Here is a 15,862-nt window from a genome sequence, read left to right as displayed (position 1 = left end):
TTAGTGCAAGGACCGATTCCTTGCTGTTAGCATCGGGTCAGGCCATACGGCCGCCATCAAATCAGTGCGCCATGGTCATTTCTCACTGGAACCAGTGTTCACGTGCTTTCATGATCAACGCCTTAGCGGCATCCTCTTCCATCCCGGTCATGTCGACCAGTTCATCCACAGCCAGCTCGGCGAGATCGTCGCGCGTCTGCATGCCGTGTTCGGCCAGCTTCGCGAGCAACTCCGACGTGACGCCGTCGAGGCTCTTGAGATCCAGCGCTGCGTTCTCGACCTTTTCTTCGTTCGCGATGGCCATCGTCAGCAGCGCGTCGCGTGCGCGGTTGCGCAGTTCGTGCACGGTGTCCTCGTCGAACGCCTCGATTTCAAGCATTTCGTTGAGCGGCACGTAGGCGATCTCTTCGAGGCTCGTGAAGCCTTCGTCGATCAGGATGTCGGCAACTTCTTCGTCGACGTCGAGACGCGCCATGAACAGCGCACGCAGCCGGTCGCGCTCTTCACCCTGCTTCAGGGCGGATTCGTCCGGCGTCATGATGTTGATCTGCCAGCCGGTCAGTTCGCCGGCAAGGCGAACGTTCTGACCGCTGCGGCCGATCGCGACAGCCAGCTCGTTCTCGTCGACGACGACGTCCATCGAGTGCTTTTCTTCATCGACGACGATCGACTGGACAGCTGCCGGCGCGAGCGCGCCGATCACGAACTGGGCGGGATCCTCGGACCATAGCACGATGTCGATGTTTTCGCCACCGAGCTCGTTGCGCACGGCCTGCACGCGGGAACCGCGGATGCCGACGCAGGTGCCGATCGGATCGATCCGCTTGTCGTATGCGATGACGCCGATCTTTGCGCGCACGCCCGGGTCGCGGGCTGCCGCCTTGATCTCGAGCAGGCCCTGCTCGATTTCCGGCACTTCCATCTCGAACAGCTTCATCAGGAACTCGGGCGCCGTGCGCGACAGCTCGATCTGCGGGCCGCGCGCGGTGCGGTCGACCTTCGCGATGTACGCACGCACGCGGTCGCCCACGCGCAGGTTTTCCTTCGGGATCAGCTGATCGCGGCGCAGCAGCGCCTCGACACGGCCCGATTCGACGATGAAATTGCCCTTGTCGAGGCGCTTCACCGTACCCGTCATGATCTTTTCGCCACGCTCGAGGTAATCGTTCAGGATCTGCTCGCGCTCGGCGTCGCGCACCTTCTGCAGGATCACCTGCTTCGCGGCCTGCGCGCCGATGCGACCGAACTCGATCGACGGGACGGGTTCCTCGACATATTCGCCGACTTCAACGTCGGACTTCTGCTCACGTGCTTCGAACAGCAGGATCTCGCGATCCGGCTCCTGCAAGCCTGCCTCGTCGGGTACGACAAGCCAGCGACGGAAGGTTTCGTGCTCGCCGCTTTCGCGATCGATATGGACGCGGATTTCGGCGCCTTCGTCGAACAGCTTCTTGGAAGCGGAAGCGAGCGCGGCCTCGAGGGCGCCCAGCACCACATCCTTGTCGACGTTTTTCTCGCGCGCCAGCGCATCCACCAGCATCAACACTTCGCGACTCATTATTTGCGGCTCCTAAAGTCAACTTGCGGAATCAGGCGGGCTTTGTCGATATCTGCCAGCGTGAAATCCAGCATGGCCGCCTCGCCCTTCTTCCCCTCAAATTCCAAACCGATCGTTTCGCCATTCGGCGCGTGCAGAATGCCCCGGTACGTCTTGCGCCCGTCCAGCGGCTTTTTCAAGGTCACGGAAACTTCGCTGCCGACGAAGCGCTCGAAGTCGGCCAGCTTCTTCAACGGGCGGTCGAGCCCCGGGGACGAGACTTCGAGCCGTTCGTAATCGATGTTTTCGACCGTCAAGACGTGCTGGAGCTGACGCGTGACCTTTTCGCAATCTTCGAGCGAGATGCCGGCAGGCTGATCGATATAGATGCAAAGCATGCCGCGCCCGGTGCGCTCGAGATCCACCAGCTCGTAGCCGAGCCCGGTGACCGTGGTTTCTATCAGTTCCGTCAGTTGCACTGTGTCCTCTCAGGTGTTCGCGCCCGCCGCTCGCGATTCACCCGCGGGCGCGCGCCTTAGCCGGCGCAGGAAGCGCTACCCGAAGTGCCTAACCGTTTCAGCAAAAAAAAATGGGCGGAACGCCCATCTTCTCTTACTGGTGGTCGCACCTGAGCCGCACATTGAATCCGTACGCCCAGCGACTCCGCGATTATAGCGATTTTTGGCGCAAACGCCAAGCCAGCCGGTAAAAGCGGCGCGTCGCCTGCCTTTACGGACCGAAAATGCGAAATCGGGCTGCCCGATCAAGCGGCGCAATCCTGCCGCGCCGGAGATCGGCTATGCCGGCGGCCATGCAGCGGCACGTGACATATATACAGTCGAAAGCAATAAACGCAATGCGCCGTGCCGACAAAACCGGACGGATGCCGATCCCGCCGGCACGCGGGCGGCTTTGCGCCGCCGCACGCCTGAACGCTCAGCGGCTGCGCGTGCGACTGCGCTGCGGACGCTGGCCGCCGCGCGGGCCGCCGCCATTGCCGGCGCCTTCGGTACGATTGCCGTTCGGATTACGATTGCCACCCTTGCCGCCGCCGCGCTTGGGGCCCGCGCCATCTCGCTTGGGGCCTGCGCCATACGACGCGCGATTGCCGTCAACCTCACGGCCGCCGCCGCCCGAACGATTGCCATCGCGGCCGCCGCCAGTGCGGTTGCCATCGCGGACACCACCGGTGCGGTTGCCGTAGCCCGACGGCGCAACCGGCAGGCTGCCGTAGCCGCTCAGGCCCGGCAGGCCCGGCCCGCCGCGCCGGCCGCCGCCACGACGCGGCTGGTCGAGCTGCCCGTGCGTCGTCAGCACCGGCTCGCGGCCGATGAAGCCCATCGACGTCTGCATCGGATCCGGCTGGCGACGCTCGGCCTCGCCGGCACCGCCGCGCTTGCCCTTCTCCTCGGACGGCGCCTTCAGGCCGACGGTCGCCATCAGCTTGCGCACCTGCGCGTCGTCGAGTTCCTCCCAGCGGCCGCGCTTCAGGCCGCGCGGCAACGGGATCGGGCCGTGACGCGTACGGATCAGCCGGCTCACCATCAAGCCGACCGACTCGAACATCCGGCGCACTTCTCGGTTGCGGCCTTCGGCCAGCGCGACGTGATACCAATGGTTCGTGCCTTCGCCGCCGCCGTCCCGAATGCGCAGGAAGTTCGCCGGACCGTCATCCAGCTCGACACCGTGCAGCAGCTTCTGCCGCGCGCCTTCGGCCAGCTCGCCGACGACGCGTACCGCGTACTCGCGCTCGACGCTGTAGCGCGGATGCATGAAGCGGTTCGCGAGGTCACCCGAGGTCGTCAGCATCAGCAGACCTTCGGTATTGAAGTCGAGGCGGCCCACCGCAAGCCATTTCGCCGTCTTCATCGGCGGCAGACGGTCGAATACCGACGGACGGCCTTCCGGATCCGCATGACTGACGATCTCGCCCGTCGGCTTGTGGTACAGCAGCACGCGCGGCGGCTTGTTCTGCAGCTTGCGCTTGACCGGCTTGCCGTTGATCCGCACCTGGTCGGTCGGCATGATGCGCTGGCCGATGTGCGCGGGCTCGCCGTTCACCGACACGCGGCCGGCGACGATCAGCTCTTCCATTTCGCGGCGCGAGCCCATGCCCGCTTCCGCCAGCACCTTGTGAAGCTTGGGCGCGTCGTCGTCCGGCGACAGCACGCGCTTGTTCGCCGGCTGGCTTCGACCACGACGCAGCATCGGCGCACGCACGCCGCTACCGCCCGCGGAGTTGTCCGCGTCGAATGCCGGCGACGTCACGTACGCGAACAGTTCGTCCTGGGACGCATCGCCTTCCGCCTTCGCCGAGCCGCCGTCAGCCTTCGGTGCGCTACCGCGTCGGCCTTGGCCGCCCTGGGCACCCTGGCCGTCCTTGGCCGCGCCTTCGCGCTTGACGGCCGGCTTGCGACCGCCCTTGGCCGCACCTTCCTTGCGCGGCGCACGCGCCGGCTGCGCTTCGGCGGCCTCGGCCGGCTGCGCGTCCGCGCCTTCGCCGCCCTGCTGCTCGCCTTCGGCGCCCTTCGACTTGGCCGCCGCGCGACGGCGCGCGATCAGGCTGCGCGGGCCTCGCCGCAGACCGCGACGGGGACGCTCGTCGCCACCCGCGGCCGAAGCGTCCTGCTCCGGTGCATCGTCGGCACGCGCTGCCTGCACGGCAGGCGCGGACGATTCAATATCGTGGATATCTGTCAAAACAACCTCAAAATGTCAGGTCTCGCGCCCGGCGCGGGCGCGGCAAGAAGTTGGCCGCGCTCAGGCGCGACGCTGTTCGGGTTCTGCTTCGTCGTCCGGCAGCGCGTCGGCACCGATGGGCGCACTGGCGCTTCGTACGGCATCCGCGAGACTGTCGGACGTGTCGTCCAGCATCTCGCCGTCCGCAGGACGGGAGCGGGAGGCGTCGGCCTGGCCAGCCTCGCCGGGCATGTCCCCGGCCGCTTCCGCTCCGTCTCCGGCAGCCGCTTCGGCGGCCGGCTTGCGATCTTCCTCGCTCCAATCCGCGCGCGGCGGCTCGGGCTGCACACCGGTCGGCGCTGCTTCGGCGCCAACCTGTTCCGTTTGTTCCATTTGCCCGCGATCAGCATCGAGCGTATCGCGGCTCGGGATTTCCTGCGTCGACGCGACATCGGCCGCGGCATCGCCCGGCAATTCGACCAACTGGCCGACGGACACTTCATCCGCCTGCGCCTGCGGCACGTCGCCCGCTGTGTCGTCGGCAACCGGCACGTCACCGTCGAAGTCCATTGCCTGCTGCGCAAGCAGCGCGGCCTCGATGTTCGCAGCCGGCTCTTCGAGCGCAGGCAGGTCGTCGAGCGCCTTCAGGCCGAGATCGTCGAGGAACTGCTTGGTCGTCGCATACAGCGCCGGGCGCCCCGGCACGTCACGATGACCGATCACCTCGATCCAGCTGCGATCCTCGAGCTGCTTGACCACCTGCGTATTGACCGTGACGCCGCGAATCTCTTCGATGTCGCCGCGCGTGACGGGCTGCCGGTACGCGATGATCGCGAGCGTTTCGAGTACCGCACGCGAATATTTCGGCGGCTTCTCGGGATGCAGGCGATCCAGATAATGACGCATCGCCGGCTTGCTCTGAAAGCGCCATCCGGTCGCCAGCGCCACCAGTTCGACGCCGCGGCCGGACCAATCCTGTTTCAGATCTTCGAGCAACGTGCGGACCGTGTCAGCCGACACGCCGTCGGCAAAGAGCTTGCGCAAATCGCCGAGCTTCAGCGGTTCCTGCGCGCAGATCAAAGCAGTCTCGAGGACGATCTTCGCCTCTTGGGTATTCATGCAGCTAGGCCAGACCCTGTGGTCAAACGAACCGGATCAACAAACAGACGAAAGGAACGGAAGACGCGCTCGCCCGATTCTGATCGGTCATATTGATGGGAGCACGAACCGGGGGCGGCGAACCAACTTCAGGCCAGGCCCAAACCGGACGGAACAGCACGGCTCAACGACGGAACCGCGTGACTGAGCGCCATATTACGCAAAATTGCCCGGTGCGTAAAGATGAGCCGAGCAGGCCACCGCCAGTGCGCCGCGTCCGTTCCGGCCCTGCTTCAACAGGCGGCCGCGCCGCGCGCGAGAAACCGGCGCAGTCGCTCGACGCCCGCGTCGAGTCGTGCCGGATCGCATGCGTAGCACCAGCGCACGAATCCTTCCCCCTCGGGGCCAAATGCACGCCCGGGCGCAAGACCGAGCCCCGCGTCGCGCACCAGCGTCTTGCAGAACGCGAGACTGTCGGCCGCGCCTGGCAGGCGCAGGAACAGATACATCGCGCCCGGCGGAGGCGGCACCTCGACGCCCGGCAGCGTCCGCAGCGCAGCGACCAGATGATCGCGCGCTTCGCGCAGCGCCGCGACGAACGACCGCACGAACGGCTCGCCGTCGCGCAGCGCGACCTCGCCCGCAGCCTGCACGAAGCCGGGCGCACACGACGTGTTGTATTCGACGAGCTTCGACAGGTCGCCCATCACGGATGCCGGCGCAATGAGCCATCCCAGCCGCCAGCCCGTCATCGCCCACGCCTTCGAGAACGAATTCACGACGACGACCCGTTCGTCGCGCGATGCGATATCGAGGAACGACGGCGCGCCGCCTGCGCCGAACGCGAGCCGTTCGTACACTTCATCGGCAACCAGCCAGATGCCGTGACGACGGCAATGGGCGAGCACGGCCTGCTGATCGTCGCGCGACATCGTCCAGCCGGTCGGATTGTTCGGCGAGTTGATCAGCAGCATCCGCGTATCGGGCGTCAGCGCCTCGAGCAGCCGCCCGACATCGAGCTGCCAGCCCGCGTCGCCATAGCCGAGCGGCACGCACTCGACCTGCGCACCGAGGATCTTCGGAATCTCGACGAGATTCGGCCAGAGCGGCGTGACCGCGACGACGCGCTCGCCCGGACCGACCAGCATCTGCGCGGCCAGCATCAGCGCGCTCACGCCCGAACTCGTGACGGCCACCGAGTCAGCCGCCGTCGCACCGTGGCGCGCGCCGACGTAGGCTGCGATCGCGTCGCGCAGCGGCGCCGTGCCGAGGTTGTGCGTGTAGAAGGTCGCTCCGTCGCGTAGCGCCGCCGCTGCGGCGTCGCGGATGAAGTCCGGCGTCACGCGATCGGATTCGCCGAACCAGAACGGCAGCATGTCCGGCACGCCGAAGCCGGCGTTTGCCACCTCCCGGATCAGCGACGGCCGCAGTGCGTGCACCGCGGCGCGTGCCGCCGGCTCGCCGGTCACCGGAAAAAGATCTGCGGAATGCGTCATCGAGAACCACCGCCGAGGGACACGATCCGCGTAGTGTACCGGCCCGCAAGCGGGACCGGCGCACGTCGGCGCGTCAGTCGAGATCCTCCGCCCTCGCCGGCATCTGCCGCACGAGTTCCCAGATCGCCTGCGCAGCGGGCGACAACGACCGGTCGCGGCGTCGCACCAGTTCGACGGTGCGTTCGGTACGCGGCGTGAGCGGCCGTGCGACGAGTGTCGAGCCGGCCGGCAGCGGCAACGACAGCCACGGTTGCACGCTCACGCCAACGCCGGCCTCGACGAGCCCGAACACGGTCGCCGAATGCCCGAGCTCCTGCATGACCGTCGCATTGACGTGATGAGCGGCCAGCGCGGCATCGATCAGCGGCCGGCTTCCCGACGCATGATCGAGGAGCACGAGGCGCTCGCCGTCCAGCGCCGTCCACGGCACCTCGGCACGCGCCGCGAGCGGATGGTCGGCACGCGCGACGAGGCAGAACGAATCGGTCATCAGCGATTCGCAGACGAGATCGGCGACCGTGAGCGGCCCGATCACGACGCCGAAATCGACCTCGCTCGACTTCACCTTGCGCAACACGTCGCTCTGCACGTCGTCGCGCAGGCCCAGCGTCACGAACGGGAACTGGCGCTCGCACGATGCAACCACGCGCGGCATCAGCCTGCATGCGATCGTCGGGCTCGCCGCGACGATCACGCGCCCGCGGCGCTGCTCGCCGATCTCGCGAATCTCGCGCAGCGTGTCGTCGAGATCGTCGATCAGGCGCGACACGCTCGCGATCAGGTTCGCGCCGACGTCGGTCAGTTGCACGTCGCGCGTCGTACGGTCGATGAGCTTCAGCCCGAGCTCGGCCTCGAGTTCGCGCACGCAGCGGCTGACCGCGGACTGCGTCAGCCCGATCTCGTCGCCCGCGCGACTGAAGCTCTTGAGCCGCGCTACCTCGATGAATACGCGAAGCTGGCGCAGCGTGACGTTCATCTCTTGACCTCATCAATCGTCGATATCGATGCGCGATTTTAATGCGCGAATCCGGCTTCGATGTGCGAATCCGGCACCTGCCGCACATGTTTCGCTGCGGTGCAATACATCCGCAAACGCACGTGGCCCGGGCGAACTGCACAAGATTGGTGATTGTCCCGATTTGCTGGCGGGTTATTTTGGCGTCTCATACGCCCCTAGCTGACTTAGCCGTTAGCGCGCTGCCAAGCGGCTCTCGCGGAATTCGCCTCCGACGTGGCACGCTTCGTGCATAACCTGACGCACAGGGCGCAGGTTTCGTCGGACGGAAAGGCAGAAACGCCGCTGCCGGCCAACCGGACGCCCCCACCCGGCACTCGACGATCGAGTGCTTGAAGAGTGCGCGGCGCAAGGCAGCGCACCGGAGTTAGCTTCGCTGAGGTGAGGACATGATGCTGTTCGACGATTTGAGAGATAACGAGTGGGTGCTGGTCGAGGGTCTGTTTTGCTCGGAACCCGCACGGAGTGAGCGGCGCGGCCGTCCCCGCGTGGAAGCCCGCTCGGTGGTAAACGCCGTGCTGTGGGTGCTGTCGACGGGTGAAGGCTGGTCGAAGCTGCCGGGCCGCTATCCGTCGCCGCCGACTTGCCGCCGTCGCTTCGACGAATGGCAGGCGGACGGCACGCTCGCCGAAATCGTGAAGCGACTCGGCACGAGCGGCCGGCAGATCTCGCTGCGCGGGCGCATCGGCGCAAGCGCTGCGAAGCCGCCCGCACCGCCGAGCCGCGACCGGCTGCGCGGCGCCTTCTGGACCAATCCGGAATCCTGGCGCGCCCCCGTCAAGATGGCGTAACGAATGCTCGATCGGGCGGCTTCGGCCGCCCGGTTTCTTTCTGCGACGCGGCTTTTTCGCGACGCCTGCATTGCCGTCGATTACCGCGTTGTCGTGCCGCGATACATCTATTTACCAATATTTACAGCAAGCCTGCACTCCCGCGCTTACCTTAGCGTCATATCAACAGGCCGCGTCGACGGCTTGAAGGGAGCCCCGCCATGAAACCAATGTCACTGCTCGTTGCATGCGGCATTGTCATTTCCCTGGCGCTGACCGCTCCAGCCCACGCCGACGATCGCTCGAAGCCGCCTCATCGCCAGCAGGATCACCGGAACACCCTCCGCCAGCCGCCGTCCGCCAACTCGTCCAGCCGGCAGACCGTGCCGCGCGGCGACCTGCGCGGCGACATCGCCAGCAACGCGCGTGCGCGCATCGGCTCGCAGCCGTCCGACGTACCGCGTCATCCGTAGTCCTGCGAATTTCAGGATTTCACCAAAGAAAATGCCGGCTTTCGGGAACTGCGCTGCATGCGACGAGTCACATCGTTGCCATGAGCACAGCGTGGCAACAGCAAAAGTATCCGGTACGCCCGTATCCTCGCGATACGGGCTTTTTTTTTGCTCCGCGGGCCCGCGCCGACGCACGAGACGGGAGACCGGATGGTCCGCCGCTACAGCCGACTTTCGAGAATCGCCACGGCGCTCGCTTCGCTCAATGCGTAGTCGTCCATGCGGCGATCGGTCCAGGAAAGTAATTTTTCGTCGCGTTCGAGGCGCGAAAATTCGGCTCGACCGCTGTCGGTCAGCACGGCGATGTCGACCGGTGCGTGGAAGCCCGGCGCGGGGGCAACGGTCTTCTGCCTGACCGTGTCCATCAGCCCGAGCGAACGGAGATACTCGAACACACCCGGGCGGCGTGCCCACGGTACCTGGCGGTACTGCACTCGTCTCAATGCGTCGAGCACCGCTTCGTTGGAATACGTGGCCATCTCGATTCTTTCTTAAAGTGCAGCGACAATGCGAAGCGGCGCGCCGGGCGAGGTCTCCGCCCGCCGATACCGCCACCGATTCTGGGGCCGACGTTCGGCGTCGCTTCAGGGCCGGATCATCAGCCGTCCATAAAAAGACACCTTACCCCAATCAAATTGATTCTGTTCGATTCATTTGTACTTCTCTTCATCTGTTTCATGCTCTGCCGCAAGCGGCGGCGAATCATCTCGATCGCCGCCGTTGCGCTGCTCTGGTTGCTCGCGACAGGCTGGCTCGCCGCGCCGCTGATCGCCTGGACCGAGGCAGGCGTCCTGCCGGTCGAGCACCCGGACATGCACGGGCGGACCACACTGATTCTCATCGGCGCCGGAACACATCGCACCGGCACCGGGCTGCAGTCGCCACCCGACGGCATCGCGCGCATCCACAAGGTTGCGGCGCTCTATCGCATGTGCCGGCAGCAGGCCGAGCACTGCACCGTGGTGATGTCGGGCGGCGACCCGCAGCGTCACGGCGAAACCGAGGCGGCCGTATACGGGCGCCAACTCGTCGCCGAAGGCGTCGCCCCCGCCGACCTCGTTCTCGAACCGAACAGCCGTACAACCTACGAAAATGCGAAATTCACTGCGCCTATACTACGCTCACAGTATGACGACACGCGCATTCTCGTCACCTCGTCGTACCAGATGCGCCGCGCATTGCTCGATTTTCGCCGTTTCGGCATCGATCCGCAGCCCGTTTACGCGAATTGCCGGCGCGCGCAAACGGGCTGGTTGCCGCGCTGGCGCAATGTGGCCAACGCCGAGCAGGCGCTGCACGAACTGGTCGGCATCGCGCAATTCCACGTCTACCGATGGCTCGGGTGGTTCTGACGGCTGCGCGAAAGCGGGAGCGGAAATGGCGGTACCGCCCAGGATGGCAGGCGCGTGACGAAATGCGCGAAGTGTTGCGCGACTTCAACGCGGGCTTGCGTCGCGCCGCGATCCGATGCACATTGATCCGTCACTTTTGTTACACTCGACACGCACTCGATTGCAGTCGCCAGACAAAACGGCAACACTCGGGTTCATCACCACTTAGCGGAGGTAAAGCAATGAAGAAGACGTCCCTGGCTATCCTGGTAGCGATGTCGGCGCTGACTGGCGCAGCGTATGCGCAAGAGAGCACGGAAATCAAGACCATTACCGATCCGGCCAAGATCTCCGAGATCGAGCAGCGCGCACAGGCGCTGCAGCAGCAGCAAGCGGCCGAGGCCGCACAGCCGGCGATGCAGGAAGAGCATCACCACGCAAAGAAGGCTGCTCACCACAAGGCAGCGGCGAAGAAGGCCGGCAAGAAGGCCGCCAAGGCCGCGCCGGCAGACGCTGCCAGCCAGTAAGTTCGGCGGCACCGCACAAGCGAAAAGCCGAATCCGGGCAACCGGGTTCGGCTTTTTTGGTTGCGGCGCCCGTGCGCTGTGCTAAAGTCGCGCACCGAAATTTTCCACCCGTGCGCACCCCGGTGCGGAGGACAGCATGAGCAACATTCAACTCGACATCGAGTGGACCGAAGCCGCCACTCGCCAGATCAAGCAACTGATGCCCCGCGGCTCGGCAGACGCGTTCCTCGCGCTGCCGCCGATCGAGTGCCTGCCGATGGAGGGCGACGTGCTGTTCCTCGGCCCGCAAGGCAAGCAGCAACCGTTCATTGTTGCCGAGCGCCAGTATCATCACGACGGCGACGCCGACTGGACGATCATCCTGATCCTCGACGTCCCCAGCACGTCGCACTGACGCGCCACTGCGACCGGACACGTCCGGTCGCCCCATCCCGCTCAGACGAGCTTCGACAGCACGCGGATTTCGGAACGCTCGATCCAGTCCGCCGCTGCTTCGCGATAAGCGAGAATGTGCGCGGAACGCGCATGGGCGGCAAGCGCCGCCTCGCTCTCCCAGCGCTCGACGAATACGAACCGCGCGGGCTCCTTCAGGTCCCGGTGCAGGTCGTACTGCAATGCACCCGCTTCGCTGCGGGTCGGCTCGACGATCCCCTCGAGCACGGTACGCAGTTTGTCCTCGGCGCCCGCCTTCGCCACGATCAGCGCCACAACTGCAATTTCCGCCATTCCCGCCCCCTTCAATCAGAAAAGTCCGAGAATACGCGAATCGCGCATCGGCCGCGCCGATGCGACATTGCACGACGGCCCCCAAAAAAAATAGCCCGCGCTTCAGAGAAGCGCGGGCGAAACCGTCGCCCTACGAGGATAGGCGACGGGGCCATCGAGATCCGCACGCTGGCGCGCGGATCGTCATCCGTTGCACCGGCGCTTGCCGCGCCGGCATTTGAAGACATCGATACCGTTGATCCGGCGCTCGCGGCGCACATCCGGCATCTGACGTCGTCCTCCCTGTTCTAACGATTCCAATATATAGAGCAGGTTGCGTGCCAGCCGTTACAAAGCAGTCATTCCATTGATTTATAAGGACAATTTTTTCGTCGACGACGATGTGACACGTGTTCTGCCGCCGTAACGCGCGGATGTTACGTAACGTCACGAGGAGGGATCGAACCTTTCGCACACGTGCGCGCCGACGAGCGGCCATGAAAAAGCCCGCCGAATGGCGGGCTTTTCACTGGTGCGGAGAAACGTCGAGATCAGCGGAGCTGATTCACGAGCAGCCCCATGATCTGGCGAGCTGCCGACGACGTGTCGATCGCACCCGCATCGTCGACGACCGCGACGCGCGTCTGGTCGGCCGTGAGCGCCTTCACGTTGACACGGTACTGCTTCGCCTGCTTTTCCTTTTTGCCGTGGAACAACTGGCTCCAGAAGCCCTGCTCGGCCGAAGTCAGATCCTTCGGATCGACATAACGCACGAAATACACGCCCTTCGTGCGATCGCGATCGTCGACCGTGAAGTTCGCGCGATCGAGCGCAAGACCGACGTGCAGCCACGACCGGTCGTACGGCTCGCCGAGCGTGACTTCGGACGGCACTGCAGCCGCGTCGGCCGCATCGTTACCTTGCGCCGACGTGCGCGTGACGTTCTGCGCGGCAATCGCGGCGGCGGCCTTCGACGATGCGTCGGCGTCGGCCTTCTTGTCCTTCGGCGCCGCATTGTCCTTGATGTTCGCGATCGGCGGCTCGCCGTTCTTCGCGCGCTGCTCGTTCTGCGCGAGCACGGCCATCAGCCGCTTCAGGTATTCGGTCTCGAGCGCCGGATCGTTCGGCTTCGATTCCCACTTGCTCGAATCGTTGCTCGCGCCCGTGATCGCCTCGCGCATCCCCTTCTGGCTGATGAACACGTAGGTGCCGCCATTCGGCGCCGAATCGAGACGCGTGCGGTACTTGTTGCGCTCGGCCGTCACGTACGAGTTGCCCATCGCCTTCGAGATCACGCTGCGGATCAGGCCGTCGTTGATCTGTGGATGGGTTTCGTTCCAGTCGGTTTCCATCACGCCCTTGTCCCGCTGGTCGACGACGAGCAGGAAGCCCTGCTCCTGCCAGAAACGGCGAACCTGCGGCCAGATGTCGGCCGGCTGCTTGCCGTCGATCACGAGCCAGCTCTCGGTGCCGTCGCGCTGGATATGCATGCCGGTCACGGCCGGAGCGACGGTGTCCAGCGCAGGCGCCGCCTTCTGGACCTGCTGAAGCGCGGACAGGGAGGTCGCGCCGCCCTGGGGCGGCAGCGAACGCTGATCGGCCGTCTCGTCGAGCATGTTGGGCGGCACTGCGAGCGACGCTTCCTTCGATTTCGAATCGCTCTTGTAGTCCACTTTCGTGGGCGACGACGTACCGCAACCGGCAACGAGCGCGCCGGTGGCGAGCACTGCAGCGAACCGCATGGTAAGACGAAGATCAGTCATGTTCGGGGAATCCTCTTCCGCTAAATCACGGCGCTTTCCGTGGATCAACCTTGCATTTTACCGGGGCCGCGCCGCGATGTGCAAAAAAGCGACGGGCAAGAAAAAACCCGCGTCAGCTTAAGCCGACGCGGGTTCTTATCTGGTCGGGGCGAGAGGATTTGAACCTCCGACCACCTGCACCCCATGCACTTTTTTGTCGCTTCCGCCGAGTTCCCCTGGCATCCGAGAAAACAACGCAATCCATTGATTTTAATGATTATTTAAGAACAACTTGCCCTAGCAATTCCATTACAATACAACCCAAGCTTCCGGATCTGTGGGGGCAAATGTGGGGGCAATTTGCCCCGGAGGCTGCAATGAGTACGCTCACCACGAGGGAATTGCAAGGGCTAATTCCGGCTGACAACGGCCGTCGTCTGTCCGATGGACGCGGTGTTTTTGGTGTGGTCCGTGCCGGGGTGAAGGGCATATCGGTTCAATTTTCATTGCGCTATCGAGCAAGCGGCGGGGTCCGTGAGATCCGTCTCGGTACGTTTCCGAAGGCGAGCCTGCGCCAGATTAGAGATGCCCGCGACCGTGCGCGTGCGTGCATTAGTTCCGGGGAAGATCCGCTGGAACAGAGACTCATCGAAAGGCTGAAAAAGCTAGTCGACACGAGTGAAGAGGTCCGTACCCTCGAGGACAAGCTCGCCCGTAAGACGGTCAAAGAGCGATTCAATGAGTGGGCCGAGTCCGCCCTGCAGAAGCGGGCAGACAACGGACAAGAAGTCCGTCGCGCATTCAAAAAGGATGTCCTTCCAGTGATCGGCGACATCGCGATGGAAGACGTACGCCGCTCTGACATCATGTCCTCACTGGACGCGATTATCGCGCGAGGCGCGAACCGGCTCGCCAACCGGACTCTCACCGATCTCAAACAGTTCATCAAATGGTGCCAGGCGCGGGAGTACGTTTCCGCCAATCCTCTGATGATGGTCTCAAAGAAGGATGTCGGCGGGACAGACGCCGAACGAGAACGAACCCTTTCCGATCACGAGATCGGCGCCTTTCCGAAAGCACTGGAGTCTGCGAACTTGCCGGAGCCGACAAAGCACGTATTGATGTTGATCTTGGCGACCAACGCACGCGTGGGCGAGGTCATTAAGGCACGCAAGCGCGACATCAACCTTGAACTTCGGACTTGGCGCGTACCAGTTGAAAACGCGAAGAACGGGGATGCTCACGTTGTATTTCTGTCTGACTACGCCACAACGCACATGAGCGCCCTCCTTCAACTGTCCAACGGCAAGGAATGGCTGCTACCCGCCCGCCAGCACAACGACAAACCGGAAACGCACATTGACCTCAAAAGTATTACCAAGCAGGTAGCCGACCGTCAGTTAGTCTTTTACGAGCGTGGTGCACATACGAACCGAACCGCTAAAACGAACTCCCTCGTTCTCGGCGACGAGAAATGGACTCCGCACGACTTACGGCGAACAGCCGCCACCTTGATGCAGGCGACGGGAGTATTGCCCACCGTGATCGACAAGTGTATGAACCACCGCGAGCAGAACCGCATGAAACGCATCTATCAGCGGTACCCATATACGGTCGAGAAGCGCGCCGCATGGCACCTGCTGGGGGCACGACTGGAACAACTGACGGGCCTGGATCGATCTGCAGAGCGAGCTGAGCATGACAGGGCCACTGAAATGAGGGAACACGCCATGCAGGCTACCGCGATCGACGTCTCGACATCAGAGCCGGGGCAATAGGGCTCGCACTCTTTGGCGCCGGTGCGGAATCCATACGTAAGCGGCCAGCCAACCCGTCTTGAGTTTGGCCGAGGCGCTTGGGAGTATCGTGTCCACCGAACGAATAAGCGGACACGTGAACACTATCGAATCCGAAGTACTCCCCGAGCGTCATCGGCAACGCTACAGCGAGGAGTTCAAAGCGCAGGCGGTTGCGGCCTGCCATGGAATCGGCGTATCGGTTGTGGCGGTCGCGCTTGAACATAGGCTCAACGCGGATCCGTGTCGACGAGATCTGGCTGGCGGTCGACCCACTGGACATGCGTGCTGGTTTCGACACGGCCTTGGCGCGTGTGGTCAAGGTGTTCGGCGCCGCACACCCACATCAAGCCTATCTGTTCGCCAATCGGCGCGCCAACCGCATGAAGGTCCTGATTCACGACGGGATCGGTATCTGGCTGGCCGCGCGACGCCTAAATCAAGGGCAGTTCGCCTGGCCGCCCATCGGCAGTGAGTGGCCGCACAAGACACTAGACTTCGATGCGCCGGCTGACCACTGCGGCTCGACCTCACAACAACTTCCTCCTCTTTTCATCTCAGCTGTTGGAAATAGTGAAGCCGCAGACGAGGCATTCGATCTCTTCTTTCGTATTTACCCTTGTCGCATACGATTCTTCAAAATGATCTGCTAAA

The 15,862-nt window shown here is 64.1% G+C and carries 16 protein-coding genes; 7 read left to right on the top strand and 9 right to left on the bottom strand.

Annotated features, from left to right (window positions below):
- Window positions 1-82: 82 nt before the first annotated feature.
- The 6 genes from nusA to CUJ89_RS08010 form a co-directional block, all read right to left on the bottom strand.
- On the bottom strand, window positions 83-1,558 hold the full coding sequence (gene nusA / locus CUJ89_RS08035; RefSeq protein WP_114176856.1) for a transcription termination factor NusA: 1,476 nt from the start codon (window positions 1,556-1,558) through the stop codon (window positions 83-85).
- Window positions 1,558-2,016, bottom strand: a complete 459-nt coding sequence (gene rimP, locus CUJ89_RS08030) for a ribosome maturation factor RimP (protein WP_089434939.1) — start codon at window positions 2,014-2,016, stop codon at window positions 1,558-1,560. Before rimP ends, nusA begins: the two co-directional genes overlap by 1 nt.
- 457 nt (window positions 2,017-2,473) lie before the next feature.
- A complete protein-coding gene (gene rluB / locus CUJ89_RS08025; protein WP_114176855.1) occupies window positions 2,474-4,237 on the bottom strand; it encodes a 23S rRNA pseudouridine(2605) synthase RluB in 1,764 nt (587 codons plus the stop codon).
- 60 nt (window positions 4,238-4,297) lie between these two features.
- Window positions 4,298-5,335 carry an SMC-Scp complex subunit ScpB gene (scpB, locus tag CUJ89_RS08020; RefSeq protein ID WP_114176854.1) on the bottom strand — a complete coding sequence of 346 codons (1,038 nt, stop codon included), beginning with the start codon at window positions 5,333-5,335 and terminating at the stop codon, window positions 4,298-4,300.
- Between the two features lie 272 nt (window positions 5,336-5,607).
- Window positions 5,608-6,810 (bottom strand): pyridoxal phosphate-dependent aminotransferase, encoded by a 1,203-nt coding sequence (locus CUJ89_RS08015; RefSeq protein WP_114176853.1) that lies wholly within the window; start codon window positions 6,808-6,810, stop codon window positions 5,608-5,610.
- A gap of 73 nt (window positions 6,811-6,883) precedes the next feature.
- Window positions 6,884-7,786: a LysR family transcriptional regulator gene (locus tag CUJ89_RS08010; protein WP_114176852.1), complete on the bottom strand. Its 903-nt coding sequence runs from the start codon at window positions 7,784-7,786 to the stop codon at window positions 6,884-6,886.
- Between the two features lie 428 nt (window positions 7,787-8,214).
- Between CUJ89_RS08010 and CUJ89_RS08005 the strand changes: the two genes are divergently transcribed.
- Both CUJ89_RS08005 and CUJ89_RS08000 read left to right on the top strand, forming a co-directional pair.
- The gene (locus CUJ89_RS08005) at window positions 8,215-8,616 is read left to right on the top strand and encodes a transposase (protein ID WP_114176851.1); all 402 of its coding nucleotides are present in this window, start codon (window positions 8,215-8,217) and stop codon (window positions 8,614-8,616) included.
- A gap of 200 nt (window positions 8,617-8,816) precedes the next feature.
- Window positions 8,817-9,068, top strand: coding sequence for a hypothetical protein (locus CUJ89_RS08000; protein ID WP_114176850.1), 252 nt, complete (start codon window positions 8,817-8,819; stop codon window positions 9,066-9,068).
- A 200-nt stretch (window positions 9,069-9,268) separates the two neighbouring features.
- Here the strand turns inward: CUJ89_RS08000 and CUJ89_RS07995 are convergent, their stop codons facing one another.
- Window positions 9,269-9,586, bottom strand: a complete 318-nt coding sequence (locus tag CUJ89_RS07995; protein ID WP_006495354.1) for a hypothetical protein — start codon at window positions 9,584-9,586, stop codon at window positions 9,269-9,271.
- A 156-nt stretch (window positions 9,587-9,742) separates the two neighbouring features.
- On the opposite strand from CUJ89_RS07995, the gene CUJ89_RS07990 reads away from it, so the two are divergent.
- The 3 genes from CUJ89_RS07990 (at window position 9,743) to CUJ89_RS07980 (ending at window position 11,359) form a co-directional block, all read left to right on the top strand.
- A complete protein-coding gene (locus CUJ89_RS07990; RefSeq protein ID WP_114176849.1) occupies window positions 9,743-10,459 on the top strand; it encodes a YdcF family protein in 717 nt (238 codons plus the stop codon).
- Window positions 10,460-10,680: 221 nt separating this feature from the next.
- Window positions 10,681-10,965 (top strand): hypothetical protein, encoded by a 285-nt coding sequence (locus CUJ89_RS07985; protein WP_114176848.1) that lies wholly within the window; start codon window positions 10,681-10,683, stop codon window positions 10,963-10,965.
- 136 nt (window positions 10,966-11,101) lie between these two features.
- Window positions 11,102-11,359, top strand: coding sequence for a hypothetical protein (locus CUJ89_RS07980; protein WP_011351788.1), 258 nt, complete (start codon window positions 11,102-11,104; stop codon window positions 11,357-11,359).
- A gap of 41 nt (window positions 11,360-11,400) precedes the next feature.
- On the opposite strand, the gene CUJ89_RS07975 is transcribed toward CUJ89_RS07980, so the two are convergent.
- Both CUJ89_RS07975 and bamC read right to left on the bottom strand, forming a co-directional pair.
- Window positions 11,401-11,691, bottom strand: a complete 291-nt coding sequence (locus CUJ89_RS07975) for a putative quinol monooxygenase (RefSeq protein ID WP_114176847.1) — start codon at window positions 11,689-11,691, stop codon at window positions 11,401-11,403.
- Between the two features lie 530 nt (window positions 11,692-12,221).
- Window positions 12,222-13,433, bottom strand: coding sequence for an outer membrane protein assembly factor BamC (gene bamC, locus CUJ89_RS07970; protein ID WP_114176846.1), 1,212 nt, complete (start codon window positions 13,431-13,433; stop codon window positions 12,222-12,224).
- Between the two features lie 356 nt (window positions 13,434-13,789).
- On the opposite strand from bamC, the gene CUJ89_RS07965 reads away from it, so the two are divergent.
- Both CUJ89_RS07965 and tnpB read left to right on the top strand, forming a co-directional pair.
- Window positions 13,790-15,190 (top strand): tyrosine-type recombinase/integrase, encoded by a 1,401-nt coding sequence (locus CUJ89_RS07965; RefSeq protein WP_161556528.1) that lies wholly within the window; start codon window positions 13,790-13,792, stop codon window positions 15,188-15,190.
- A 203-nt stretch (window positions 15,191-15,393) separates the two neighbouring features.
- Complete coding sequence (gene tnpB / locus CUJ89_RS37650) at window positions 15,394-15,861, top strand: IS66 family insertion sequence element accessory protein TnpB (RefSeq protein WP_152036600.1); 468 nt, start codon at window positions 15,394-15,396, stop codon at window positions 15,859-15,861.
- The last annotated feature ends 1 nt before the right edge of the window (window position 15,862 follow it).

The sequence above is a fragment of the Burkholderia pyrrocinia genome (genome assembly GCF_003330765.1).
In the GTDB taxonomy this organism is placed as follows: Bacteria; Pseudomonadota; Gammaproteobacteria; order Burkholderiales; family Burkholderiaceae; genus Burkholderia; species Burkholderia pyrrocinia_B.
This window is presented reverse-complemented; position numbering and strand designations above follow the sequence as displayed.